The sequence below is a fragment of the Haloferula rosea genome (genome assembly GCF_016595525.1).
Lineage (GTDB): Bacteria > Verrucomicrobiota > Verrucomicrobiia > Verrucomicrobiales > Akkermansiaceae > Haloferula > Haloferula rosea.
This window is the reverse complement of record NZ_JAENII010000004.1, coordinates 269777-296559: the sequence shown is the minus strand read 5'-3', so window position 1 is coordinate 296559 and position 26783 is coordinate 269777. Positions and strand designations below refer to the sequence as shown.

The following is a 26783-nucleotide window of genomic DNA, read 5'->3' as shown; positions in this document are numbered from 1 at the left end:
GCCCGCCCCACCCGGGCTGCCACCGCCTCACCATTCAATCACCGGCCCCTTGGGCACCCGGGTCCGCTTTCCCGATGGCCATCATCGATCCCCTCGTCCGGAAATAGAGCACGCCTTCACGAATCGCAGGCGTTGCGAGGCAGCTTTCGCCCATCTCATTGAGGGCCACCCGCTCATACTCGTCCGCCACCTTCACCACCCAGATCTCTCCGAATTCCCCGACAATGTAGAGGTGCTTGCCATCCGATACCGGAGACGCGGTGAAACCATTCCCCTGCAGTCGCTCGCTGAAGACAATGGAACCATCCTTCGCGTTGAAACAGGTCAGGACGCCACGATCACTGCACGCAAACAACCGCCCGTCGATCAGGATGGGTGTCTGCATGTAGTTGCCCCGCCGGTGATGCACCCAGGCAATCCCGTCGTTCGTCTCTTTGATGTCCGGTGGGGTGATGTCGCCCTTGGCGGACAAGCGAACCGCACGCATCGGCCGATAGATGCCGTGCGCGCTGGTCAGATAAACCAGACCCTCACCCACGATCGGAGTCGGCACAGGAATGTCTCCGCCCCCATTGAGCTTCCAGATCTCCTCACCCGTCTTGAAATCGTAGCCGCCCGTGTGCCGCCATCCATTCACCACAATCTGGGTGCCCCCGGGCGAGGGGGCAATGGCGGGCGTGCTCCATGTCGGCACGTCGTGACGAGCCGTCTTCCAGAGCTCCTCGCCCGTCTTCAGATCATACACCGCCAAAAAGGCATCCTTCTGCACATCGCATTGCACGATCACCTTGCCCTCGTGAATGATCGGAGAACTCGCAAATCCCCACTGCGAGGTCGGAACCTTGAAATAACCCGCATCCATCGCACCGAGGTCCTTCTTCCACACCAACTCACCCTCCATATCGAAGCAGAACAGACCTTCCGAACCGAAGTAGGCCACGATGTATTCGCCATTCGTCGCCGGGGTTGAGTTGCACTGCGTCGCCTTCCTGTGCCGTTGGCTTCTCGGCACCGCCTGGTGACCTTCCTTGTCGAAGACCACCTGACCCGTGGCCCGATCCAGGGCGATCAATCGCCAATGGTGCACTCCCTTGTCCTCGGTCGAGGAAATGTCCCCATACAGCCCGATCTTGAGCTCAGGGTCGCCCGGCGCCACCACCGTCGTGAGATAGATTCGGTCCTCCCAGATGATCGGGGCCGAGTGAGCCAGCCCGGCAACAGGCACCTTCCAGAGGATATTCTCGCCGGTCTCCACGTTCCACCTTGTCACCGTCGGAGCGCCCTCCACCAGCCCGCTCGCCGCCGGCCCACGGAACTGCGGCCAGTGGTCGGCCGCATCCCCAGCGGCCGCCAGCATGACCCATGCCCCGAGAACCATCTTCCATGGGCGAATGCGCTTCCGATCCCCTTTCGTCATCCAACACCCTAGGCTCCACCGGGAACACTCTGTCAAGTCAGGCAGGCAGCGGGTCGACAGCCGCCCATCTCCTGCCTCAACTCCTTCCGGCCAACCCCAAGTGACCCGGCAAGGCCCGGAATGCGGATGCCGATCCCACCAACTCGGTGATTGTCCGATCGGGCGATTTGCTCCATCCATGCTCCAGCGTGACCCTCCTTTTTTATGACGATCGACCGCTCTTCGGAGGGCACGAGGCGATGACCCTGCTGGGTCTCGCGGCCCTGCTGAAGGACCCCGATCTCACCATTCACTTCATCGCCTGCGACGAGAACACCACCCTGCTGAAGAAGCTCGCCGAACTCAAAGCGATCTATCCGAATCTCAAGATCGAGCCAACCGAGGAGAGCGTTTCGAACTTCGAGGCGCTGCGCCACTTCCTCTTTCGTGGACGCATCGCCGACCTCGCCGCCGAGATCCGGCGCATCAATCCGGATGCCGTGATTTCCGTCCAAGGCGGCCTCGAACCTTCGTCCCTCGGCATCCTCGCCGCGCGGAAATGCGGCATCAAGGCGATCAGCTACCTCGCGATGCCCCACTCCTACCAGACCATGGGTGCCAAGCTCGGCCGCCTGCTCGACTGGGGCACCCCCAGCCTCATCGAGCGTCCCGATGCCTTCATCACCATCAGCGAGGAAATGGCCACCCACCTCAGGGCGCGCGGCGCCAAGGTGCCCGTCGAAGTCGTCTTCCCCGGGGTCGATACCGACTACTACCAGCCCGCATCGCGCCACACCTGCCGTGAAAAGCTCGACCTGCCCCAGGATGTTCCCGTTTTCGCCTGCGTCGGCCGCATCGATTTCCAGCAGAAGCAGCAGGACCGCCTGCTCCGCGCCCTGGCACGACCCGCCCTTGAGGAATGCCACCTCGTATTCGGTGGCGACGGCCCGGACGCCCCGACGCTCGACTCCCTGATCCAGTCGCGCAAGGTGGCTCACCGCATCCGCCGGATCCCGTGGGCAGAAACCGCCGTCCTCTATCCCGCCGCCAATGCCGTGGTCATCCCGTCCCGCTACGAAGGAGTCCCGCTGGTCATGCTGGAAGCCCTCGCCTGCGGCACCACCGTGCTCGGCAGCGACACCGATGGCATGCGCGAGATACTTCCCGACGACTGCCGCTTCGATGCCGGATCATCCGCCGCCGTCGCCGGTTTCCTACGTCAGTGGATCGATGCCGGCATGTCCGAGCCGCCTGCCGAGCTGAGCGATCGCGTGCGTCGAGAAATGAGCCTCGAGGCCTTCCAGGAGTCCTTCCGCCACACCCTGCACAGGCTGGTGTGAGAGCGCGAAGCCGGGGGTGACCGGGCTCGATTCACCCCACACGAACGACTGCCCGCTCCAGTTATCCGCAGGGATCATACATCTCGGTTAGATTGAGCGTGACGAATTCGTCACACTGGAAGCACCGTCAAGATAGTCCGATAGCGACCTCTCTCCGCCGCTGGGAGTGGCGGACGTCGCGAGAGAAGCCGACGGGGACCTATGCGATACTAACAACCGGCAGAACGCCTGTTGATGCCCGACCCAAAAGGGCATTTCGCATCCAACCCGCATCAACCCTCCTCTTCCTTCAGTGCAACTTGCATGAGCACACCAGTGCAACATGAGACTGCCCGAAAACGGCTTGGGAAACCTCCGCGCTGCGAAGATTTTCCGGAGCAAAAACAGCGCTTGACCAGATCTGTTCGAAATCGAGAAAAGGGCCCATAGGCCGATGCGACCCATGCATGGAGCATGCGATTCGATTCACTCATCGGGCCTCTTCTCCCCCTAACACAAATGCGCCACTTCCGTATCCTTGTTGTCGCCCTTCTTGGTCTCCACTCCAACATCGCCCTCAGCCAGTCATGGCAAACCGCAGGCAATGGACCCGCCAGCGGATTCGCCGACATCAAGCGCCTGACCAATGGTGATATCCTCGGGACCAGCACACGTTCCGAGTTCGTCTTCACCCCCAGCTTCCGCATCGACTACTTCACGGACGTCTACAGGTCGACCGATGACGGAGCCAGCTTCACACGGATTTCCGAAGCCCTCTTTACGGGGCTCTTCTCCACCCCAAAGATCTGGGAGTTCGACGGCACGGTATTCATCACCCATGAGACTCAGTTCGGGGCAAGCCCAGTGCCCGCATGGTTCGCTTCATCCTCGGATTCCGGGGCGACCTGGACACTCAGTGGCAGCGGTGGCGACAATCTCCGCTGCACCCGGATCCAGAAGGACGGCGGCACGATTTTCGCGCTGGGGCAGCAGGCGAGCTACACCTCCACCGACGGCGGTGTCACCTGGACCAACACGGGAAACAACAGCAACTTCCCGGACTATGCGGAAGTGGGATCTCGGCGATTCTACCGGACCACCCAAGGTCTGAAATACTCGGACGACCAAGGCACCACGCAAACACTCGTACTTCCGAGCTATAGCCCGAACGGCGAGTTCGTGGAATTCGGTGGTTCCCTCTACACCCACTTCATCAATGACAAAGCGCTCTACGTTTCTGCCGACAATGGACTGAACTGGAGCACCGTCGCAACCATCCCCGGATACCCGGACTACCGGATTTCCAGCCTCTTCATCTACGACGGTCGGCTGGTCGCCACCATCACCCACCAGTTCTCCGGCGAACCCCCTCTCGTTCTTTTCACCGAGGACGCCCAGACATGGGCAGTGCTTGATGTTCCTTCAGGACCAGCCGGCTTCGACGAGACCTTCGTGGCAGGCGACCATATCGTGAACCGGGAATTCGGCACCGTCCGCTACCTCGACGCCCGCAATGAAACCGGCCCGCCTGTCTTCATCACCGAACCCCAGAGTTCCGTCATCGGTGTCGGCACCAGCCAAACCTTGTCGGTCTTCGCCACGGGACAAGGCCCACTCACCTACCAATGGTATCAAGGAGCCAGTGGCGACACCTCCCTGCCCATCAGCGGAGCCACCCAATTCATCTACCAGACCGACCCCCTGACCGAGCCCACCGATTTCTGGGTGCGCGTGACCGGCCCGTCGAGTTCGACAGACAGCGCCACAGCCACGGTGACCGCACTGGAAATCTGGACGGAGCTGACCGACTTCATCAGTCTGCAGACCACCAACTTCCGCGGTCCTTTGATCACGCCGCAGGGACTCACCGTCATCCAGCGCTACGGCAACCCCAATCAGGTCCACAAGTCGACCGATTCCGGCGACAGCTGGACGGCCACCGAAGGCCCGCTCGGCATGTCGACCCTGTTCACCAACAACGCCACTGCTCCCATCGTTTACTCGGACGGGCAGTATCTAACGGCGATTTCATCGTCCGGAACCCCCACACCCTCTAGCTTTGCCACATCCACGGACGGGATCAACTGGACCGAAACCGCCAATTTCCCCGTCAGCTCGAACCCGGCCGATATCCTCAAGGACGGCAACAACATCTACATCGCCGATCAGTCGAGCAACTCCGGCGGATTCTTCCGGTCCACCGATGGAGGCCTGACCTTTACCGCACCCGCCAGCGGACTGGCCCACTACGGAAGCCGCGAAATCATCAAGACCAGCAACGGGACTCTGGTCATGTCGACCTACAACCGGGCCGTATCAACTTCCACCGACAATGGAACCACATGGACCCAACGCTACTTCGTCGGTTCCGACGCGTTTTCGAACCCCTCCGACCTTCATCTGCACAATGGCGTGATCTACGCCACTCTTGACCGCGCCTTCAGCAGTACTGTCGGGCGCGGACTCTGGAAGAGCACCGACCATGGCACGACCTGGAGCCAAGTCGCCTTCCCCAACACCGAGTTGGAATCGGTGACCGTCGTGGACGACAAGCTCATCGTTTCAACGAAGTCCACTCCGCCCGTGCTTCATGTCTCGGAAGACGGCGGCGCCACTTTCGGAGCACTCACCAATACCGGTCTGGAGGGAGTGGACCCCGGCAAACTGACCAACGACGGCGAGTTTGCCTATCTGGCAACCAACACCCGATTGTTCCGCCTCCGCGTGGCCGCAGCTTCCGGTGAGCAGGTCACCATCGTGACCCAACCTCAGGACGCCACCGCATCCGTCGGTGCCGGCGCGACCCTCTCGGTGGTCGTTCAGGGTGACGGCCCGGTCACCTATCAGTGGTATCGCGGACAGATCGGCGCAGCCATCCCGGTCGGGAGCAACAGCCCGACCTATGTCACCGATCCGTCCATCGACTACACCACCACCTATTTCGTGTCCGTCACCAACGGCTTCGGTGACCCCGTGATCAGTGACGGAGTGACCGTGACGGTGGTGCCTCCTCCAGCCATCGTGAACGATCTCAAGAATGGGGCCTATTTCGTCGGGACCAGCCCGGAGTTCGGGCCGACCTTCTCGCTACTCACGCCAGTCGACACCACCTATCAGTGGTATGAAGGCCCCTCGGGAGACACCTCCAAACCCATTGCAGGAGCCACCACGGCAAAGATCAACGCCTCGCTGATTCCAGCAGGAGCGCAGGTCTGGCTCCGCGCCACGGCTGCGAGCGGCACCGTCGATTCCGCCGCCGCCACCTTCATCCCAATCGAGCAGTTCTCCGGAGTCCTGGACCTCATCAGCCGGGACCCCAACGGCCGAACTTGGGATGAAGCCGCGAACTCCCACCTGTCCGAGGACGGTCAATTCGCATTCTTCGGATCCAATGACCCGGGCGAGGGGAACTCGAGGCATCCACTGCCCTATGTCGCTCCTGAGTTCATCGATGAGACGCTAGGTGGGCAGTTTGGTTTTGGGAACGCGGACGACATCAGCAACGACGGACGCTACCTCCTCTTCAGTCGGGAGTGGGTCCACGACATGAACACCCAATCGTCGAGCCCGGCATTCAACACCACCGGGGGCGGGGACTTCTCCAACTCACAGGCGTGGCAGATCAGCAGCACGGGAAGGTATCTCCTCTTCTCAAGTTCGGACAGCAACCTGATAGCCAACGACAACAACGGCCGGATCGACTTGTTCCTGCACGACCGCAGCAACGGCGACGTCGTCGGACTGACTCGCTTCCCCGATGGATCCGGCAACCAATCCATCAATGCCACAGCGGGTGGCGCGGAGATCGATGCCAATGAACAATCGGTCTTCTTCAGTCACTTCGCCACCGATCCGCTGATCCCGGCCGAGAACGCCAACCTCTATGTCTACGACATCGGAACTAGCTCGCTGTCCGTTCCATCACCCCTGCAGGGCAAAGGTCCGTATGCCACGTTCCGTGATGCGAGCAGCAACGGCCGCTTCATTCTTTTTGGATGGAATCCTGCCCTCCAGGCTTTGCGTCCGGGCGAACCCATCGACAGTGGCGCTCCTCGTCACTGGCTGTACGTCTATGATCGTCAGGATGACGAACTCAGCTTCGTGGATACCCCGTTCGGATCCGAATACATGACCGACCTGACGGTGAGCAACGATGGCAGGACCGTATCATTCATCCATGCCCCCTCGCTAAAACCCTATGTGTCCTCATGCGCGACCGCTGGCGGTCCATGGGCCACCAAACTCCTGATCTCGCCCCCAATGCCGAGCGGAAACACCGCCGACCTTCAGATGAGCGACGACGGGAGCTCCTTCATCTTCGTCACCCTCCTCTGGTCCCTCCAGACCCCACAGTACAGCACGGGATCGGGAGGGGAACTGAACGAAGCCAACCTGATGTACTTGTCCGGTTTCGCCTCAGGCGGCCCAAGCTTCAGCGACTGGGCAGCCACAGAGTTGGCCAGCTTCCCGGCGAACCTCCGTGGCGAGGATGATGATGCCGACGGCGATGGCGTGCCGAACGTGATCGCGTGGCTGAGTGGACGGACGGCGGCAAGCCAGCCAGGGCCGGCACTTCTCACTCAGCGAGCGATCAACGGCGACGTGACGGTCACCTTCCGACAACGCGCCGACACCGCCCGTCGGCTTATTCCCCAGTTCAGTTCCACGCTTCAGGCTGGTGACTGGCAGGACATCAGCGCCAATGAGGTAAGCCGCGTGGAAGTCGAACCCGGTGTCTGGGAGATCACCGTCTCGGCACCACCAAGCAGCCCGAGTGACCCGAAATTCTTCCGCCTTGCCTCGTCCTCCTGACCAGAGCGATCCGGTCGCCGGCTAGCTGAGTTCGGCGACCAGGTCCCGGTCTCCCAGCTTGCCGAGCAGATCCAGCTCACCACGCAGCGCCTGCCAGGCGGGCGGACCCTCCTCAGGGGATACCCCACAGGGGGTGAACGAACCAAACCCCGGATAGCCGGGACGAGAGGCTGGGTCACGCTCCGGCTGTGCGAGCGTGATGACGGGGCGTCCGTCCGGTTGACGACGGATCAGCAGCGGATGGAGCCAGCACGAGACCGGCTTCCACCACCACGGGTGATGACCCCGATCGACGCTCAGGCGCTGCAGGACACATCGATGTTCCCCATCGAGAAAGACACAGCGGGTCTTCGGAAAGTGGGCGGGAAAGCCCTCACCCAGTTCCGAGTCGTCGGCGTCGATCGTCCGGGTCTTCATCCGGCCATCACGGGACTCCTCCCACGAACTACGTGACCAGCCGTACTTACTGAGCAGATCGGCATTCCCCGTCAGGGCACCATCGATCCCCTCACGCTCCTCATCACAGAGATACACGCCGTCGTGGCAGCAGGTGGCACGGCAGCGGGTGAGGTCGCAGACCTTCAGCGGACGCTGGAACACTTCGTGATCCAACCGGGCTTCCCGGACCTGTCGGCCGAGTTCCAGTTCGAGACGTGGAAAGGCGGTGGAGGAGGAATCAGACACCGTCCTCGACCTCCTCGAGCGCTTCCACCAGAGCCGCGTAAACCTCCGTCTCCTTTCCGCGGTCGGGTTTGCCTTTCAGGCAGGAGTTGAACCACTTCTGCAACAAGGTGCGGCGCTCGGACGGAAACTGTCGGACCAGGCTGTCATCATCCCCACCTTCGAGTGGAGCCGCATCGCGCCGGCCATGCGCACGGGTGATGATGCCACGGTAGCGGACGAGCATGGAATCGAGCAGCACCCAGGGGAAATTCGGGCTGGCAGGCGGACCGACAATGAGCGTGCGCCCACCGCCACTCCTCCACTTCATGCCGCCATCCAGCTTCACCTTCAACTCCGGCAACTGCCCGCCCTTCAGGAAGGCCGCCGTGCCACCGCCAAGCGCGCCGAGGACCGTGCCCGCGCCAAGACTGTGCACTCCGACCCCCAGATCGAAGGCAGCGCCCGCAAGACCTCCCGCCGCCGCTCCGGCCGCCGTCAGCTGCCAGCGGTTCAGCCCCCACTTCTTCCACGTTTCCGCCGTCGCCAGATCGAGCCCCCGGTGGTTCACCGGGTCCACGTCCGCCTCCAGCAAATGGTGCCGGTAGGTCTTCAACCAGCGGTCGAGACACTTCGACTCCAGCTTGGCCAGCTTGTCGTAATACTCCTCCATCAGCGCGGACTCCTTCCGCTCACGGCGGGCGGGCACGCCAAGATCGCGCTCATCGAGACCATCGGTCACCCGGAGCTTCAGCGAGTCCTCGAGGAAATCCATGAGCGCCTCGACCGCCTCTTCCTGACGCTGACCCCACTCCACCTCCATCGCCTTCAGCACGTGCTCGATGCGGTCGCCGTGACGTTCCTCGATCTGCAGCAGGGCTTCCAGCAATCGACGGCGTTCATCGTACCTCGCCTCATGCGCATCGAAGGTGCGGACCAGGTTGAAAGCCGTGCCGAGTCGCTCGCGCCATTCCTCCTCGTGAGTCGTATCGTCGCTCTGCGCGTTCAGCAGCGCCAGCCGGGGTCGGCCGCTCCAGCGCAGGATCTCGATCTCCGCCAGGAAGGAATCGCGGACCGGCTTCGAGGGGTCCACGACATACAGGATGCCCGCCCCCCGGGCCACCGGCTCCAGCAGGCGCACCTCATCAGGAAAATCATCACCGCATTCCTCGACGAAGCGGCGAATCTCGTCCGGCCCCGGCACCCGGTCACCCGCCATCTCCTCGATGACCTTGACCGCCTCGACCGGCTGCTGGAATCCGGGCGAATCAAAGAACCGGATCCACTCCTCGTCATCATAGATGACAGGAAGCGCCTGCACCGAGGTGGTTTCACCCGGCGTCGCGGAAACGCGCAGGACGTCATCATCATCCACCTCCAGCAGCGTCGCCAGAGTCGACGACTTGCCCGCATTCACACGCCCGACCACCACAAAGGACGGCACCTGATCACTCCACCAGTCGCTCATGATGCTGCGTAAAAGATCAGTTCGAGTTCCTCCGCCTTGCGCTCATCCACGAAGCGCTCCCACTGCGCCCGCTCCTCATCGGTGACCGGCTGCATGCCCTTGTCGGATGGATTTCCCACCAGCAGCACCACCCGCCGGCCTTCCGCGCGGGACGCCACTTCCGCCAGCGCGCGCTCCATCTGCCGCGGCGCGAGCGACCAGCCCTCCGCCAGCACCACGATGCCCGCAGGTGACTTCGCCAGCGCACCCTTGGCTGCTTCCTCGCGGTCGGCATCCAGTACACCGATGCTTTCCCACGCCGTCGGGTTCATGCGCAGGCGACGGAGCAGGAATGGACGTAGCGACTCCTGATCCGGCTCCCCACTGCCCACACTGAGCACCAGCGCACCATCGACCGGTCCCTTCGGCTCATCGCCGCGGCGCACCTCGGTGAGACCCCGCCAGAGTTTGCGGTGGTGCGGAGCCTGAAAGGCCAGATTGCCGAGCAACTGCCGCTCCTTGAATCCCGCCCAGATCGATAGGATCACGCGAGGAAGAAAACCCCAGACGAGCAGCGCCATCAGCAGGAACGGCCACCAGCCCAGACCGGTCTCCATCCAGTCCGAGGACGACCTCGATCCAGCCACATCCGGAAGCCCCAACCGCCACGACCACGGCAGCGCCATCACCTCCACGCCCTTCACCAGCGCACCTTCCATCGCCTGCTCCGTCGTCGTTTCCCAGAAAAACCCGACCTGCTTGAAAAGCACCATCGCTCCCAGGCCGACAAATGCTCCGCCATGGAAATCCGCCGCGACCCGCTGCGACAACTTCGCGATGTGCCAGCCGATCACCCGCCCCAGCTCGCCGCTGCGCCGGATCTTGTCGACCACCTCACGCGCCTCATGGCCCACGAACTTCATCGACAGATGCTCCACGGCCTTGCCCAGCAGACCGATTCCCGGCAGCCGCCCGCGGAACAACCAGCCGATCACCCCGAGCAGCATCAGCGCCCACGGCACCCACAGCGTCACCGCCATCAGCCAGATCACATTCACCCCGCCGCTCGACCGGTCCAGCGTCCCCCACACCGCACCCGCACCCGCCACGCCCGCGAGCAGACCCAGCAGCATCCCCGCCAGCCCCATCGCCGACACCCAGCGCCGGCCCGGCCCCTCGACATTCCGCGCCTCCAGCCACTCCCGCATCACCGCCGCACGCGCCGATGAGTCGACCCGACGGCGCGTCACCTTGCCGTCCCACGACGCCATCGCCGTTTCAAAGTCGATCAACTCCGCGAGCGACCATCTTTCCTTCCTGCCGGGCACGTCCCGACTCTCTGCATCCTCCGCGGTCTGGCAAGCCCGGTCCGCCATCCATTCCGGACGAACTCCACCGCCCCGGCCTTTTCAGACCCAGCAAGCTCGGCCAAAGTCCCACCATGCACGACCTCCTCGCCCTCAGCCGGGAAATCAAGGGCCTCGCCGAGACCGGACTGCGCTACGGCGACAGCATCTACGACCGGGAGCGCTACGAACGCCTGCACGAGATCGCCAGCGAACTCCTCCAGAGCCAGCTCCCCGACTTCCGCTGGCCGCTCGAGATCGGCTACCCCACCCCCAAGCTCGACGCCCGTGCCGCCGTCATTCACCAGGGGAAAATCCTGCTCGTGAAGGAAACCGCCAACCACCTCTGGACCCTCCCCGGCGGCTGGACCGATGCCGGACACACCCCAGCCGAAAACGCCGTCCGCGAGACCTTTGAAGAGAGTGGCTACCGCGTCCAAGCCACCAAACTCATCGCCTGCTGGGACAAGACCCGCCACGGCCACCCACCCGAGCCCGAATACGCCTACAAGCTCATCTTCGCATGCACCCTCCTAGGGGGCGAAGCCACCCCCTCCCACGAGACCGAAGCCATCGACTGGTTCGCGCCCGACGCACTGCCCGACATGTGCCCCCATCGCGCCTCGCCCGAATACGTCGCCCTCGCCTTCCGCCACCTCGCCGACCCCACCCTGCCGACCGAGTTCGATTGAGCCACGACCCACCATCCGGGGCCACCGATGCCCCCCCGCGGAAGATCATCCACATCGACATGGATTGCTTCTACGCCGCCATCGAGGAGCGCGAGAATCCCGAACTCCGCGGCAAGCCCGTCGGCGTCGGCGGCTCATCGCGCCGCGGTGTGCTCACCACCGCCAACTACGAAGCCCGCCGCTTCGGCTGCCGCTCGGCCATGCCCGTCTTCAAGGCCCTCGAAGCCTGCCCCCACCTCGTCCTCGTGCCCGTCCGCTTCGACCTCTACCGGTCCGAGTCCGCACGCATCCGCGCCATCTTCGGTCGCTTCACGGAAAAGATCGAACCCCTCTCACTCGACGAAGCCTACCTCGACGTCTCCCACCTGAACTCCTCCGCCGCCGCCATCGCCCGCGAAGTCCGCGCCCAGATCCACGAAGAAACCCGACTCACCGCCTCCGCCGGCATCGCCCCGAACAAGCTGCTCGCCAAGATCGCCAGCGACTGGAACAAGCCCAACGGCCAGCATGAAGTCCGCCCCCAGGACATCGCCTCCTTCATGCACGGACTCCCCGTTGGCAAACTCTGGGGGATCGGCCCGAAAATGCGCGCCAAACTCGCCGCCCTGAACATCCACACCTGCGGCGACCTCCAACAGTTCAGCAAGATCGAGCTCGCCCGACGCTTCGGCTCGTGGGGGCTCGAGCTCCATCAACTCTCCCGCGGCGAGGACGTCCGCGAAGTCCGCACCGAGCGCGTGCGCAAGTCCCTCTCCAGCGAAAAGACCTTTTCCGAGAACGTCGTCACCCTCCCCTCCCTGCGGCCCGTCATGCACGCCATGCTGGAAGGCGTCCGCGAAAGCCTCGGCCGCAAGCACTCCGATCGCGCCATCCGCTCACTCGTCGTCAAACTCAAGTTCGCCGACTTCAGCCGCACCACCGCCGAGCGCAGCCACCCCTCGCTCGAACCCACGATCTACGATCAGCTCCTCGAAGAAGCCTGGCACCGCGGCGAGAACAAACCCGTCCGCCTCCTCGGCGTCGGCGTCCGCTTCAGGGACCCGGAGGAGAAACAACAGCTCGACCTGTTCTAACAGAAAACTCCGTCATGCGGACCACCAGCGGCAGTCTCACGACTCCGCCGCAGCCGTGTGTTGCTCCAGCCAGTCCACCACCTTGCGCAGCGCCCGCGCACGGTGGCTCAATTCATTCTTCCGCTCGATCGCCAGCTCGGCGAAGGACACATGGTGACCCGTCGGCATGAACAGCGGGTCATAGCCGAATCCGCCGTCGCCGTGCGGCTCCTTGAGGATCTTCCCCTCCACCTTTCCCTGGAAAGTCTCCAGCACCTCCCCGCCCTCCGCGAGGACCATGATGCAGCGGAATCGAGCGGATTGCCCCCGCCGACCCACCATTTCCTTGAGCAGCCGTTCGTTGTTCTTCGCGTGGTTGCCCTCCTCGCCCCCGTAGCTGCTCGAGTACACCCCCGGCGCACCGCCGAGCGCATCCACCTCCAGCCCCGAATCATCCGAGAGCACCAGACCGTCGATCTCCTTGCTCACCGCCACCGCCTTGAGTGTCGCATTCTCCAGAAAGGTCGTGCCCGTCTCCTCCACCGGCTTCAAATCCGGGAAATCCGTCGCATCGAGCACCTCGTACTTATCCCCGATCATCACCCGAATCTCCTCGGTTTTATGGGGATTCCGGGTCGCAATCACCAAACGCGGTTTTTTCGCATTCATGCCCTTATTGCTAACCACTCACACGACTACATCCAAGAAATTTGAAATAAAACACGCCCCCGGAACGCCTAACCCTCGATGAAAGCAATCACTCACCTCGCCGCCTTTGCTCTGGCCGGCACCGCACTGATCAGCACCGCCTTCGCCAGCACGCTCGAAGGCTGGAGCACCGATCTCGAAAAGGCCTTCGAAGACGCCAAGAAGCAGGACAAGCCCGTTCTCGTTGAATTCACCGGCTCCGACTGGTGCCCTCCATGCATCGCCATGCGCAAGAACGTCTTCTCCAAGAAGGAATTCGTCGATGCCGCCTCCAAGGACTTCATCCTCGTCGAGCTTGATTTCCCGAAGGGCGACAAGGAAGTGAAGGAGAAGAACCAACCCTACGCCAAGAAATACAAGATCGAAGGATTTCCCACCGTCATCCTCTTCGATTCCGACGGCAAGGAATTCACCCGCTTCTTCGCCTCCCAGTACCCGAGCACCGAAAAATTCCTCGGTCACCTGAAGAAATCTTTGGAGAACAAGGATCTCGACTAAATTGAGCGGAACCTCAAACCAACTGATACCTGATGAAAACCATCCTCAAAGCATTCGCCGTTCTCGCCGCCAGCCTCTCCTTCGCCGCCGCAGGTGAATGGAGCACCGATTGGGAAGCCGCCAAGGCTCAGGCCAAGAAAGAGGACAAGCCCATCCTCATCAACTTCACCGGCACCGACTGGTGCGGCTGGTGCATCCGCCTCGAAAAGGAAGTCTTCTCCAGAAAGGAGTTCAAGGACTACGCCAAGGACAACCTCGTCCTCATGGAAGTCGACTTCCCACGGAAGAAGAAGCAGTCCGACGAAGTGAAGGCCCAGAACAAGAAGCTCGACAAGGAATTCGGCGTCGAAGGCTATCCCACGATCTACCTTCTCGACTCCGACGGTAAGAAGATCTCCGACGACATCGGCTACCGCGAGGGCGGCCCCGAAAAATACGTCGAACACCTCAAGAGCCTGATCAAGGACAAGGACGCCTGATCCCGGACTCGAGGAAACCATTCAACCACCCCGCCCCGGTTCATTCCGCGGCGGGGTTTTTTGGGCCCGCGCCCGGACAGCGGGGCCACTCAGAGACCGAGGACCTCGCGATGCTTCGCCACCATCCGCAGCATCGAGGCCTCAGTCGTCAGCGACGCCACCTCGTCCACATCCACCCAGCGAAGATCGTGGGACTCCTCGCTGACCGTGTAAACCGTGCTGCCGAGCGGACGCAGCAGGTAGCGGACATCGTAGTGCAGGTGCTCCGGTTCACCCTTGCGCGCCGGGATCGGATGGATGTCCAGATCGAAGATCCCCGGAACCACTTGTTCGAACTCCTCCATCCCCGACTCCTCCTGCGCCTCCTTGTGCGCGACCGCGACCACATCCGGATCCCCATCGGCATGGCCACCCAGCTGGAGCCAGCAGTCGAGCTTGCGGTGGTGCGTCAGCAGCACCCCCCTCCCGTCCGGCGCCACGATCCAGGCCGACCCCGTGATGTGGCCCGACGGAGTGGTCCGCTCGAAGCAGCCGGGCTCCGCCTTCACGAAATCCACGAACCGATGGATCGTCGGGCCCTCAGCCGGATACCGGCAAAGATAGCTTTCGAGTTGATCAAGGAGAGGCTGGCGCGACACGAGGCTACCATGATCCGCCACAGACCGTTGGCAAGCGTCACACGCAGAATCCCTCCCGTAAGGAGGGCGGACCATCCTGTCCGCGTAGCAAACCTCTCCTCCTCAATCCGCCGCCGCCGTCTTGAACCGGAAAGTCCGGGAACTCCACACGCGACTCACCCGGCTGTCGACGAGGATTCGGACGAAGTAAGTGCGGTCCGGTTCGAGGCCCTCGAGAACCACCTGGTTGGCACCCTGCTTCACGGAAGACAACTCGACCGCGTTCGACCAGGTGGCGGCATTGACCGCATGACTCAGCTCGGACTTCCGCTCGGTCCCATGAAGCTTGCGTGGCGCGAAGGTGAGCGCATCGCTTTCCCCGAAGAACACGGTGCCACCCGTCAGCTCGTCCTCCGACTTCACGGTGAACCCAACCGTCACCCGATCGGTACCCACCTCATCGACCTTCACGACCTCCACCTCGATGGGCATCCGGAAGAGGAGATCCGTGCTCTCGTCCGTTAGAAAGCCAGGAAGCTCCCGCGGCTCGGGGGCACGCACGTGCGAAGCATCGTGCCGGTAGAACCGGATGCCTCCGCATCCCATGGCGAACTCACCGTCCTCGGTGGTGTACCACCGTTTGTTCACCGCCACGTCACCCGACCTCCCGGCACCTCCGGGGCGATACTCATCGAGCGCGATCCACTTCTTTCCGTCCCACGCCCATCCCCGGCGCCGGACCTCGCGATAGACATCGCCCGAACGCTGGAGCTGGGGTGGCCCCGGAACCTCACAGAAAGACCCCAGACGAAGCCGCTTCATCGGCTTCCCGCCATGCCACTTGTTGCCTGCCGCGAAGAACTTCCATTCCTCGCTCGGATGGTCGTAGTAGTAACCGTAGTAAGTGTCGTATTCCTTGCCACTCTCGACCCGGAGCGCCTGGACCACCTCTTCCGGCCGATCAGGCATCGGCTGCCATCCCCGGGGCTTCACACCGCTTCCCTCATGCCCGAAACCGCTGAACTCACCATCCGGGGAGCCCACCCCGAGCAAATGCGGCATGATCTTCAGGTCACCCGCCGCGTTCGGCTTCCCCCACATCGAGAAATTGAAGGACCCCGTGCTGCGCCCTTGATCGTCGAAACTAGTCCCATAGTAGCCGAAAGGCGTCGTGATGGGTGAGTAGCTCGAAGCCGGGATCTCACTGCGCGTCGAGAAGACCAGCAATTTCGTATCACTCCCCTCGCTCGTATCGTAGTTCCCATGCGCCGCCGCCGGGCGCCAACGCGCCCTCAACAGCGACGCCCCCTCCACCGCCGGACCGAAGACCTCGATGCGATGCAGATCACCCACTTTCCTTCCCGCAACTTCCTTCGCCTGCAGGGACAGCAGGTATGCGCCCGGTTCATCCACCTGGAAACGCAGCTCCCATGGCTGGCCCTCACCCGCATCGGAAACCGCCGTAGTCACCATCTTGTGCTCGGACCCCAGACTGGCCTTCACGATCGACCCTGCCTGGGTCACCCCGAGGTGGGCGCTGAGGAAAACCTCACCGGGCTTCTTGATCAGAACATGCCAGCGAAGGGAATGACCACCCCCCCGCCAATCCAGTGAGGCAAAATTCGGCGCAATCAACTTGGCATCCCCCACCTTCGGCAGATCGGACACTCCCCGCGCCGTCGCCACACGACCGCTGAAGAAACCATTGCTCGCCGTAAGCACCAGCTTCCCATTCACGGCCGGCTGGGCCAGATAGCTGAACTCCCTGCCTTGCTCGTCACGACCACCATCCACCATCGCCGGCTCTTTCTCCAGTTGCCCGAAACCCTCAGGTGGCTCCGGAAAATCCCCGGCCCACGCGAGTGGCATGGGCAGCAAAATCGAGGCGAGAAACGAATGGATACGTATCATGTCGGGATGGAGTCGGACCGGGGAGGTTGGCTTGCGGAAACGGTTATACTCACGGCCCGCCCCGAGTGTTTCCGGCCCTTGGCATCTTTTGACAAACAAGTGGGCGGGACCCGACTGCCTCTATCTTCCAGGGATTTCCCAGAACACCTGATCAAACTCCGAATCCGGGAACTGCTCCCCGAAGATCACAAACCTCCGTGGGTTTTTGCTGCAGGGTCGCCCGGATCGTGGAAAAAATTCCCCCATGCCCCGACTCGAAGACATCCATCGTGCGGCCCGACGCGGCGATCTCTCGAAACTCGAGCAATGTCTCCGGGCTGGCACCGCCATCGACCTTCCCGATGGAGTTGAGGGTCACACGCCCCTCATGCATGCCTGTCTCAGTGCGGAGGCCGGGCTCGATGCCGTGCAGTGGCTCATCGATCATGGAGCGGATGTGAACGCGCTGACCACACCTCCGCCCGACCCCATGGAGCAACTGGGCGAGGACCTGCAGAAGGAAATGCAGGAATCCATGGCGGAAACCCTGCAGGAAATGGGTGAATCGATGGACATCGATCCGGACATGATGGACCTGCTCAAGGACCCGTCCGCTTCGCGCTTTCGTCCCACCCCGGAACCCGTTCTTTCCGTCGTCGCTCAGAAGGCATCCATCGAGAAACTCAAGCTTCTCCTCCGGGCCGGGGCCGATGCGTCCTTCCGATCCGCGAACGGCTACACCGCCTTGATCAAGGCCGCTTGCAGCTGCCGGGAAGATGCCATGACACTTCTCCTCGAAGCCGGAGCTCCCACCGATGTCGTCAGCGACTACGGGGAGTCCGCCCTGTCGCGCGTGTCGGGGAGCAGTCGTTTCGACCTGGTCAAGCGACTCCTCGATCACGGTGCGGACCCCGCACTTCTCGACTGGACGCCCTTGATGCGGGCCACCGTCTTCGGATCCCTCGACGAGATGAAGACCCACGTCGATGCCGGGGCCGATCTGGAAGCCGTCGACCGAGGCAATCGTAGTGCTCTCGTCCTCGCCATCTCGAAGGGAGACTTCGAGAAAGCCGAGTGGCTCATCAGCCAGGGCGCCGAGCTCAACCATCGGAGCAACACCGGAAGATCCATCCTTCATCTCGTCGTCGAAGTAGATCAGGAGGAGGCGCTCCAGTGGCTGCTCGACCGCGGGTTTGATCCGAACGAGTGCGACGACTTTGCCGGCACGCCCCTGATGACGGCGGCCGACTACGGAGCGACCCGATGCTTTCGCCTCCTCACCGAAGCCGGTGCGGATTGGAAAGCCAAAGACCATGTCGACGAGTCGGTCATTCAGAAAGCCACCCACCCTGAGATCGTTCGCATCCTGATCGACGGAGGAGAAGATGCGGCTCAACTGGAAACCGAGGTGCTTCGCAACTTCATCGGGCTGGGCACCTCCGAGGAACTCGATGTCACCCCCCGCGAGTTCAAGAAGGGCCGCAAACGGCGCTTCGGGAAGAAGAACCCCGAGCCCATGGACATCCCCTTCTGGGACGCGATGGTGCGCTGCGGCTGGAACGCGTATCAGGCCAACGACCAGTTCGGACTCTCCTCATTTGACAGCGGAGAAGCCACCTGGTGCCACGATCGTTCCTGCATGTCGTTGACCTGCCTCCCCGACGGACGCTTCGTCCAGATCGCCGGCGAACACGAGGATGGCTATGACCCCGACTTCTGCATCTACAACGATGTGATCGTCCATGACGGCCAGGGCGACTTTCAGATCCATGCCTATCCGGAAAAGGTCTTTCCCCCGACAGACTTCCACACCGCCACCCTCGTCGGCTCATGGATCTACCTGGTCGGAAACTTGAGCTACCCCGAACATCGTAAGTCGACCGCCCAGGTGAAGCGCCTCCACATCGAGTCCTGGAAGATCGAGTCCGTCGAAACTCAGGGTGACGACCCCGGCTGGATCCACAATCATCAGGCTCAACTCATCGATGGCAGGATCCGCATCCGTGGCGGCAAGGTCCGGTGCGAGGAGAGCAGTGAGTTCGTGGCAAATCCACGAGTTTACGAACTCGACCCCGGAGATGGATCGTGGCGCCGGATCTAACATACCGGGCCATCAAACCCTCTCCGCCCTGAATTGCCGGGTTTTCCTTCCCCGGTCCACGAAGCCGGCCTAACGATATGATCCATGAACGAAGGCAACCCTTGGAAGAAACTCCTTTGGCCCGGCATCCTGCTGACCATCCTTTTGCTTCGCCTCGAGGGTCGATGGGAAAGCACCTTCTACAAGTTCACCCTAGCCTACGCGGTCATCTGGACCCTGTTCGTCATCACCAACATCCTCCTCAAGGGAAAGCTGACCGCTTGGATGGACGAGGATGCGCCACCGGAAGTTCCTGCGGATTTTCATCAATACTGCCTCAAGGCGAAGGTCTCTCCGAACCTGAAGCTCCTCCTATCCCACCTGCTTGAAGGTGGCTCCCGCCATGATGACGAGGTCGAGGAACTGGATACGGATCCAAAGATCGCCTCCATGGAGGACGCCCTCGCCCTGTGTGCCGCCTATCGCGATGCCACCACACCCGATGCCGCCTACCAGATCGGTTCATCCTTCCAGAAGCCAGGATCCCAGGAAGCCTATGCGGTGTTTCATGAACTGGGCATGCCACTGGTGAAACACCGGTTGGAAGCGGCACTTGCCTCGAACGAGGAGGATCTCGGCGACCTCGAAGCCGTGATGATGGTTCGCCATCTGGTTGCCTATGGCCACGCGAACTCCTTTCCGGTGGTGGAAAAAGCCGCGCAGGATCCACGCTTGAACGAATCGTTCATGTGGGAATCGGTGTTCCGCTCCATCGACCCGGACGACGAGGACATTCCCAAGTTGATCACGCGCCTGAGCCAGCATCTTCCCACGGGGTTCGCCGCGGTTTCGTTCCTCGACTGGGCCAACCAACAGAGGATCCAAGGCAAGATCAGGACGCATCCATTCGATCACGCGCAGGGCATCGCCCTGCTTCGCGGGTATCTGCAGGATGAGGATCCGGAGCGAGCCAGCTATGCAGTCAGCGCCACTGCCGCCCTGCCCTTCCTCAGTGATTCAGCGGCCCTACTGGAGCTGGCCTCCGCCCACCGGGATAAAAGCGTCCGCATCGAGGCCGCGTGGGCGCTGGCCAAGCAAGGACGGGAAGAAGGGATCCGCCAATTGGCATCCTACTGCGAGGACTGGAGGACCCGAGCCGACGCCAGCGACTACCTGAGGGAACTTGAGCGGCCCGACGCCATCCCGGAGGCCGTCCGCGACCCAAGGGAGATGGCTCTCGGTGTTGCAGCGCGCTGGCTCTCCCATCCGAACGAGTTGGCCGAGCTCCCCGACACTCTGGAGATCCACGATCATCGGGAAATCCTCTGGCCACCCACCAACGAGAGGATCCCGGTGACTCTGCTGAAGTGGACGCTCAAGGAAGACGAGGGCATCATGATGGTCGGCTCCGTCACTTGGTGCTTCTTCATGTCGCTCCCGGAAACCCGCGACCCGCTTCCCATTTACGGACGGCATTGCGTCTGGGAACTCGAACATGAAAACGACCCCCGAATCGAGGGACGGAAGGATGATCCATCGCTGGGAGCCGAGTTGCTTCAGGCTGCCAATCCCGGTGTGAACTGGGCACCGACCGGCTGAGCACTCCTGAAGAAGCCAGCCCGACTGGCGATCAGGTCAGCCAGGTTCCGATCCGGATCTAACGACTCCTCTCTCCGTAGAGAAAGATGCGGCTGCAACCATCGCACATGTACGCGCAGACATTTCCACTGCGGGCTACATTCCTGCGAGTCATTGATGCCTTGGCTGCGGGATGTGCATAGCCCAGTGTCACATGGGCCCCTCCCGGAGTCGTGGAATCCAATATCCTCACTCTCTTCAAATCCGCGCCGCAATCCGGACATTTCTGCGTTCTCTTGGGAATCTCCATGGTGGTTGGTCTGGGGGGCTACGCCCGCGTCACTCGTCAACCGCCGGAAGGCAGCCGTGCAAGGACAGTGGGTTGTGGGTTTGCGTCGTCCGAGAACTTCGCTCCGAGCGGATCATTGGATCGGGTGCAGGGTTCAAACGACAAGGCTTCCATCCGGATTGAACTCCCAACTCTCGGCCCAGGCCACCTCCCAGAGGTGACCGTCCGGATCCGCAAAGTCGCCGCTGAATCCACCCCAGAACGTATCTTCCGGTTCCTTCTCGATCGTGCCACCCGCTCGTTCCGCTAGAGCCAGCACCTCCCTCACCTGATGTTTCTCGCGGGTGTTATAGGCAAGACCCACACTCGGCATGAGGCTTCGGTCAAGGGCTCGACCCGCATCGATCTCCCTCTTCAGATTTTCCGCCTTCAGGTTCTCGTATGGGTAAATGCAGAAACAGAGCCCATTCAGTTTGAACCCGACCCATGCATCCTCCGGCTTGCGAGTGGTCGGGAAACCCAGACCCTCCGCATAGAACCGATACGACCGGTGGATATCGCGGACACAAAGCCCGACGATGCTGATTCTCGGTTCCAGCTTGTCGATCGGCTTCGTCATGTTCACTGCAGGCATCAAGATCAGCGGCATCCACCCTCATGGCAGCGCTCCACTTCTCCTTTCCTCGATGGTAGCCAGCCATGCCTGTTACCGGCAAGGCCGGAGGACAGGCAGCCGATCTCTTCGATCCTGCTTCCGGAATTCCGTCCACTTCACCCGAGCCCGTCCTACGCGCCCCATTTTCCGTCGGATGAGTCGTTCCAACCCGTGACGGACGGAGCCATGTTGTGGACAGAAAAGCGCCGTGCCCGGTTTCCCGGACACGGCGCTGATAGAGAGACTGACCAATCGCAGTGATCAGTCTTCGCGGATGTAGACATTCGCGAAGTCGATCGCGGCATGGTGATGCTGGAAGCCGATCGGACCCTCGGCATTCATGCCGGGAAGCTTGGCGTCGATGATCACTTCCTTGCCGTTCAGGCTGACGTTGAGGGTTTCACCCTTCACCGAGATGAGCATGCGGTTCCAGTCGCCGATCGGATGGTCGGCCTTCACCTTCGGGGTCACGCCGGCACGCACTTCAGCGCTCTGTTTGCCATCGGTGCGGTAGCCATAGACCTCGCCGGAACCGACCGGCCAGTTCCACAGGTTGACCTGGCTCTTGCTGGAGCCGCGCACGTAAATACCGCTGTCGAGCTCCTGCACGTCGACCTGCTCTCCCGTCGGGTTGCCATCGGCGCCGAGGATGGGGCGCTTCTTGATCGGGCCGGGCATCGTCCAGCGCCAGTCGAAGGCGAGAGTGAAGTCCTTGTAGTTCTTCTCCGTCCACAGGTCCTTGTTCTTGCCGTCGTACTTGAGGATGCCGTTGATCGGAATCCAGTGCTCTTCGCCACCTTCGGGCACCTTGAAGCCCTTCAGTGTGCGCCCGTCAAAGAGCGGCCGGAATCCGGCTTCAACCGCTCCGGTCACATTCGCATGGGGCGAGAGCTCGCAGATTTTCAGCGCGCGATACGCCACGGCATCGCCATGACCGCAGAAGGTGATGTGTCCGCTGTTGCGCTTGGCTCCTTCGTGCTTGGGAAATTTCTTCCGCAGTTCCGAGAGCTTGGCCTCGGTGATCACGGTGCCGTTCAGCTCCACCTTGATCTCATCGCCGTTCACGGTGACACGTTGCAGGTTCCATTCGCCCACCGGCTTGAGGTGGCCCTTCTTCGCCGGGACCATGGTGTAGATGGAACCGTGGAACTGGTAGTCCTTGAGGTCCTTGTACTTCTCAGCGGTGTCGTCCAATACCTGGATCTCCATGCCGGTATAGGCGGGATTGCCGGTGCCGGAGTAATGGATGCCGAGGCCATTGTTGCCACCCGGCGGCAGCTTGAACTCAAAATCGAGGACGTAGTTGGCGTAGATCGCCTCCGTCATCAGGTTCTTGCCCTGGGGAGTGCAGACGATGGCACCATCCTTCACTTCGTAGCCCTCACCGGTCCAGCCGGTCAGGTCCTTGCCATTGAAGAGTGGAACGAATTTCAGCTTCTCCGCCGCGCCGAGCGAGCCGACGCACAGAAGAAGTGCGATTGTGATTACGGATTTCATAGTAGTGTTAGAGTTCGATGGTTTTGCCGGTGCGGAAACTTTCGTCGGCGGCCGCGACGATGCGCATCGAATTGATCGCATCATCCATGTGATCCCCGAGGTCCATGTCTTCGGTGATGGCCTTGAGCAGATACTCCTGCTCGCGCTTGCACAGTTCATCGTGGTCGGGCTCATCGCCGGTCTCGGTCCACGTGTCCTTTTTCGCAAACTGCCCGTCCGCGTCGAGTTCGGAGAAATGGCGGCGCAGCGTGTTCGTCTTGGTGTGGGCGTCGACGTCGGACGACGCCCCTTCGCCGGCGGCTTCCCGTGCTTCGATGGTGACACAGCCCTTCGGCCCGACCACGTCCTTCACGAAGAAGGCGGTCTCGGACATCATCGGTCCCCATCCCGCCTCATACCAACCGACCGAACCGTCCTCGAAGGTCACCTGGAGGTGACCGTAATTGATCCGGCCTTCCGGAAGTTCGTCAGTGAGCCGGGCTCCGAGACCCGATACCCGCACAGGCTTCGAGCGGGTCATCTGGCACATGACGTCGACATAGTGCACGCCGCAGTCGACGATGGGTGAAATCGAGGACATGAGGTTCTTGTGGGTCTCCCAATTGGCGCCGAAGGACTGCTGATTGAGATTCATCCGCATGACCAGCGGCTTGCCGAGGTCCTGCGACATCTCGATGAATTTGATCCAGCTCGGGTGATGGCGGAGGATGTAGCCGATCACCAGCTTGCGCCCGGTGGCGCGGGCCTTGGCGACGATCCTTTCCGCCTCGGCGACGGTTTCCGCGAGGGGCTTCTCGATGAAGACGTGGCAACCGGCGTCGAACGCCGCCTCGGCGTAGTCGGCGTGGGTGTCCGGGTAGGTGGAAATGCTCACCACATCGGGCTGGGTCGCGGCCAGCGCCTCGTAAAAATCGCCGAACTCGTCATATCCGCCACCCAGCTCGGAATTCAATGCACCCCGGCTCTCAGGCGAGCGGGTGACAATGCCACAGATCTCAAACTCGGGGATCTGGTGGTAGGCAAGGGCGTGGGAACGACCCATATGGCCGGCACCAACGCAGAGGACTCGGATACTATTGCTCATGATTAGGGCGGGAAAACGGCGAAAGAAGACGGTTTATTTCGCCTACAGGCAAGTTTCTATCGTTTTCTGGGGCATGCTGGTCTCCCCACTCCGGTCAGGCAATCACTTCCCTTCCCCGACGCCCGGCGAACGCCATCCGCTCCACCCTCCACGATCGCGTGATGGGCGACCCACGCTTTCGTGCTACTTTCGCAGCTCACCCCCCCACACCCCCCGAACATGAAAACCGCATCCCCCCGGCGGCGCATGGATCGGCCCGGCCTGACGCTACTGGAGATTACAGTCGTTCTTGCCGTGCTGCTTGCCATGACGACCGTACTACTGATTGGCGCCCGCGCCTGGAGCCGTGGCTCCGACCGTGCCGCCTGCATCATGAACATCCGCAATGTGCAGATGAGCGTGCGTTCCTACCAAAACCTCTACGGTTTTGCGTCCGGAACCATCCCCCGTGCCGAGCGAGGCAGTCAGTCGATCGCCGACCACCTGCTTCACAAGGGCTACATCGACAGCACGACCCATGAGATGCTCAAGGGCATTCAGCCCTGTCCAGGAGGCGGGCTCTATGAGCTTGCCCACGAGGATGTCTTCCCCACACCGGGTGAGCTCTACGTGACCTGCTCGCTGGAAACCAGGCAGCAGCACCAGCTTCCGAACGATCGGGACTGGTAATCGCCCAAATCTGGCGTCATCGGCCCCCCGTCGGCTTGTCCGGCAGGGGGTCCTGTCGCGTAGGCCGCGAACTCCCGGGCCGTCGACGACGAATTCCCGCGGGGTCCGGCGGGGGCTTGATCCCCTCAAAACCCAGGATTCCGCCGACCCGGCTGGAATTCGCTGCTTGCCAGACCGCCGGAATCCATCACCTTCCGCCTCCGCCGCTGGCCCTTGGTTCTCAACCCCATCCGCCCGGCCCTTTGTATCATGGACACGCCTCCTTTCGCCGAACTGGGACTTCCCGACGACCTTCTGGCCTCCGTCGAAGCCCTCGGCTACGAACGCCCCTCTCCCATTCAAGCCATGTCCATCCCCGTCGCTCTCGAGGGAAAGGACATCATCGGACTCTCCGAAACCGGCTCCGGCAAGACCGCGGCCTTCGGCATCCCCCTTCTCGCCAAGATCGATCTGAAGCGCCACGAAACGCAGGCCATCATCCTCTGCCCGACCCGCGAGCTCGCCAACCAGGTGTGTGAGGAAATCCACCGCCTCGGAGCCAAGCTCGACCGCCTCAGCGCCGTGCCCGTCTACGGCGGTGCCCCGATCGACCGCCAGCTGCGCGCCTTGCGCAAGGGAGCCCACGTCGTCGTCGGCACACCCGGCCGCGTCCTCGACCACCTCAAGCGGGGCTCGCTCAACCCAAGCACGATCCGCACCGTCGTGCTCGACGAAGCCGACCGCATGCTCGACATGGGATTCCGGGATGAAATGGAAACCCTGCTCGCCGACATGCCCCAAGATCGGCAGACGCTGTTCTTCTCGGCGACCATGAACCGCCAGGTGACCCACTTCATCGAACGCTTCGGCAACAGCCCGGAAACCATCCAGGTCAAGCAGAAGGCGATGACGGTCAGCTCCATCGACCAGTCGTGCTACGAAGTCCGCCAGCGCTCGAAGGTGGAAGTGGTATCCCGCATCCTCGACATCGAGCCGGCGCGTCTGAGCATCATCTTCTGCAACACCAAGCGCTCGGTCGACGAATGCACCGAAGCCCTGCTCGCACGCGGCTACGCCGTGGACCGCCTGCACGGCGATATCACCCAGCAGATGCGCGAACGCGTGCTGCGCCGCTTCCGCGATGGCATCGTCGAGGTTCTCGTCGCCACCGACGTCGCTGGACGCGGGCTCGACGTGGACGACATCGATCTGGTCATCAACTACGACCTTCCACAGGACCCTGAAGACTACGTCCACCGGATCGGCCGTACGGGACGTGCGGGTCGCAGTGGCCGCGCCGTCAGCTTCGCCTTCGGTCGCGACCTCCACCGCATGGAGACCATCGAGCGCTACACCCGCCAGCCGGTGAAGCGCGAGCGGGTACCGTCCCAGGAACAAGTCGAAGGCAAGGTCGCCGACCGACTTTTCGAACAACTCAAGGAACGCCTCGCCAAGGGAGACTTCAAGTCGCACGAGGCGCAGCTCGACCGTCTGCTCGAGCAGGGCTACACGCCGACCGACGTCGTCAGCGTGCTCTTCACCGCACTCGGCGAAGAAGGTGGCCGGGAGTTCAGCAAGATCCAGGAGGATCACGAGGAACCCGGCCAACGCCGTCAGCGCCGTGAGCATGAACCCCGTGACCGTGGAGGCCGTGGCGATCGCGCACCACGGGAACGTGGACCGCGCCGCGATCACGACACCCCGCACGACAATACCGGCATGGTCCCCCTCTTCCTCTCCGTCGGGAAACAACAGGGCGTGAAGGTCGGCGAAGTCATCGGCATGCTCTACAACGAGTCCGGTGTGCCCCAAGGGAGCATCGGCCACGTCCGTCTCTTCCCACGCAACTGCCGCATCGAAGTGAAGGCAGAGGTCGCCGATCAGATCATCGAGTCCGTCCGCGGAACCACCCTGCGCGGCAAGCGCTTCATCCTCGATCACGATCGTGGCCCCAAGGGGCGGGACTGATCCCCCTCCCCATCCGGGATCCCTCGCTGGAGTTTCCACTGGCTTGCATCGCGGTGCCGACCGGCGCA

The 26783-nt window shown here is 62.2% G+C and carries 20 protein-coding genes; 10 read left to right on the top strand and 10 right to left on the bottom strand.

The features are described 5' to 3' along the window. Positions 1-34: 34 nt before the first annotated feature. The gene (locus JIN81_RS07400) at positions 35-1417 is read right to left on the bottom strand and encodes an outer membrane protein assembly factor BamB family protein (protein ID WP_200278168.1); all 1383 of its coding nucleotides are present in this window, start codon (positions 1415-1417) and stop codon (positions 35-37) included. A gap of 188 nt (positions 1418-1605) precedes the next feature. Between JIN81_RS07400 and JIN81_RS07395 the strand changes: the two genes are divergently transcribed. After that, positions 1606-2736, top strand: coding sequence for a glycosyltransferase family 4 protein (locus tag JIN81_RS07395; RefSeq protein WP_200278166.1), 1131 nt, complete (start codon positions 1606-1608; stop codon positions 2734-2736). A gap of 453 nt (positions 2737-3189) precedes the next feature. Beyond that, complete coding sequence (locus JIN81_RS07390; RefSeq protein ID WP_234044560.1) at positions 3190-7527, top strand: hypothetical protein; 4338 nt, start codon at positions 3190-3192, stop codon at positions 7525-7527. A 21-nt stretch (positions 7528-7548) separates the two neighbouring features. Here the strand turns inward: JIN81_RS07390 and JIN81_RS07385 are convergent, their stop codons facing one another. The 3 genes from JIN81_RS07385 to JIN81_RS07375 are packed head-to-tail and all read right to left on the bottom strand — an operon-like array spanning position 7549 to position 11010. Continuing rightward, complete coding sequence (locus JIN81_RS07385; RefSeq protein WP_200278149.1) at positions 7549-8211, bottom strand: DUF3109 family protein; 663 nt, start codon at positions 8209-8211, stop codon at positions 7549-7551. Beyond that, positions 8204-9655 (bottom strand): GTPase/DUF3482 domain-containing protein, encoded by a 1452-nt coding sequence (locus JIN81_RS07380; protein ID WP_200278147.1) that lies wholly within the window; start codon positions 9653-9655, stop codon positions 8204-8206. Before JIN81_RS07380 ends, JIN81_RS07385 begins: the two co-directional genes overlap by 8 nt. Next, positions 9652-11010, bottom strand: a complete 1359-nt coding sequence (locus JIN81_RS07375; protein WP_200278145.1) for a DUF2868 domain-containing protein — start codon at positions 11008-11010, stop codon at positions 9652-9654. Before JIN81_RS07375 ends, JIN81_RS07380 begins: the two co-directional genes overlap by 4 nt. 65 nt (positions 11011-11075) lie before the next feature. On the opposite strand from JIN81_RS07375, the gene JIN81_RS07370 reads away from it, so the two are divergent. Continuing rightward, positions 11076-11672, top strand: coding sequence for an NUDIX hydrolase (locus tag JIN81_RS07370; protein ID WP_200278143.1), 597 nt, complete (start codon positions 11076-11078; stop codon positions 11670-11672). Beyond that, a complete protein-coding gene (gene dinB, locus JIN81_RS07365; protein ID WP_200278141.1) occupies positions 11669-12745 on the top strand; it encodes a DNA polymerase IV in 1077 nt (358 codons plus the stop codon). Before JIN81_RS07370 ends, dinB begins: the two co-directional genes overlap by 4 nt. Positions 12746-12781: 36 nt before the next feature. Here the strand turns inward: dinB and rdgB are convergent, their stop codons facing one another. Continuing rightward, the gene (gene rdgB / locus JIN81_RS07360) at positions 12782-13393 is read right to left on the bottom strand and encodes an RdgB/HAM1 family non-canonical purine NTP pyrophosphatase (protein ID WP_200278133.1); all 612 of its coding nucleotides are present in this window, start codon (positions 13391-13393) and stop codon (positions 12782-12784) included. A 78-nt stretch (positions 13394-13471) separates the two neighbouring features. Here rdgB and JIN81_RS07355 point away from each other — a divergent pair, with 78 nt between their 5' ends. Beyond that, a complete protein-coding gene (locus tag JIN81_RS07355) occupies positions 13472-13930 on the top strand; it encodes a thioredoxin family protein (protein WP_200278131.1) in 459 nt (152 codons plus the stop codon). Between the two features lie 32 nt (positions 13931-13962). After that, positions 13963-14409, top strand: coding sequence for a thioredoxin family protein (locus JIN81_RS07350; protein WP_200278130.1), 447 nt, complete (start codon positions 13963-13965; stop codon positions 14407-14409). 89 nt (positions 14410-14498) lie between these two features. Here JIN81_RS07350 and JIN81_RS07345 read toward each other — a convergent pair whose 3' ends face one another. Both JIN81_RS07345 and JIN81_RS07340 read right to left on the bottom strand, forming a co-directional pair. Then, complete coding sequence (locus tag JIN81_RS07345) at positions 14499-15047, bottom strand: NUDIX hydrolase (protein WP_200278128.1); 549 nt, start codon at positions 15045-15047, stop codon at positions 14499-14501. A gap of 102 nt (positions 15048-15149) precedes the next feature. Next, a complete protein-coding gene (locus JIN81_RS07340; RefSeq protein ID WP_200278126.1) occupies positions 15150-16937 on the bottom strand; it encodes a fibronectin type III domain-containing protein in 1788 nt (595 codons plus the stop codon). 244 nt (positions 16938-17181) lie between these two features. Between JIN81_RS07340 and JIN81_RS07335 the strand changes: the two genes are divergently transcribed. Continuing rightward, positions 17182-19017: an ankyrin repeat domain-containing protein gene (locus JIN81_RS07335; RefSeq protein WP_200278124.1), complete on the top strand. Its 1836-nt coding sequence runs from the start codon at positions 17182-17184 to the stop codon at positions 19015-19017. Positions 19018-19101: 84 nt separating this feature from the next. Then, positions 19102-20595 (top strand): HEAT repeat domain-containing protein, encoded by a 1494-nt coding sequence (locus JIN81_RS07330; RefSeq protein ID WP_200278122.1) that lies wholly within the window; start codon positions 19102-19104, stop codon positions 20593-20595. Between the two features lie 422 nt (positions 20596-21017). Here JIN81_RS07330 and JIN81_RS07325 read toward each other — a convergent pair whose 3' ends face one another. From JIN81_RS07325 to JIN81_RS07315, 3 genes are all read right to left on the bottom strand, one after another. Next, positions 21018-21497 carry a VOC family protein gene (locus JIN81_RS07325; protein ID WP_234044557.1) on the bottom strand — a complete coding sequence of 160 codons (480 nt, stop codon included), beginning with the start codon at positions 21495-21497 and terminating at the stop codon, positions 21018-21020. A gap of 282 nt (positions 21498-21779) precedes the next feature. Beyond that, the gene (locus tag JIN81_RS07320) at positions 21780-23015 is read right to left on the bottom strand and encodes a 3-keto-disaccharide hydrolase (RefSeq protein ID WP_200278118.1); all 1236 of its coding nucleotides are present in this window, start codon (positions 23013-23015) and stop codon (positions 21780-21782) included. A 7-nt stretch (positions 23016-23022) separates the two neighbouring features. Further along, entirely contained in the window at positions 23023-24099 is a 1077-nt protein-coding gene (locus JIN81_RS07315) for a Gfo/Idh/MocA family oxidoreductase (RefSeq protein WP_200278116.1), read from the bottom strand. Between the two features lie 219 nt (positions 24100-24318). Between JIN81_RS07315 and JIN81_RS07310 the strand changes: the two genes are divergently transcribed. Both JIN81_RS07310 and JIN81_RS07305 read left to right on the top strand, forming a co-directional pair. Continuing rightward, positions 24319-24768, top strand: a complete 450-nt coding sequence (locus JIN81_RS07310; protein ID WP_200278114.1) for a type II secretion system protein — start codon at positions 24319-24321, stop codon at positions 24766-24768. A 249-nt stretch (positions 24769-25017) separates the two neighbouring features. Further along, positions 25018-26715 (top strand): DEAD/DEAH box helicase, encoded by a 1698-nt coding sequence (locus JIN81_RS07305; protein WP_200278112.1) that lies wholly within the window; start codon positions 25018-25020, stop codon positions 26713-26715. Positions 26716-26783 lie beyond the last annotated feature (68 nt).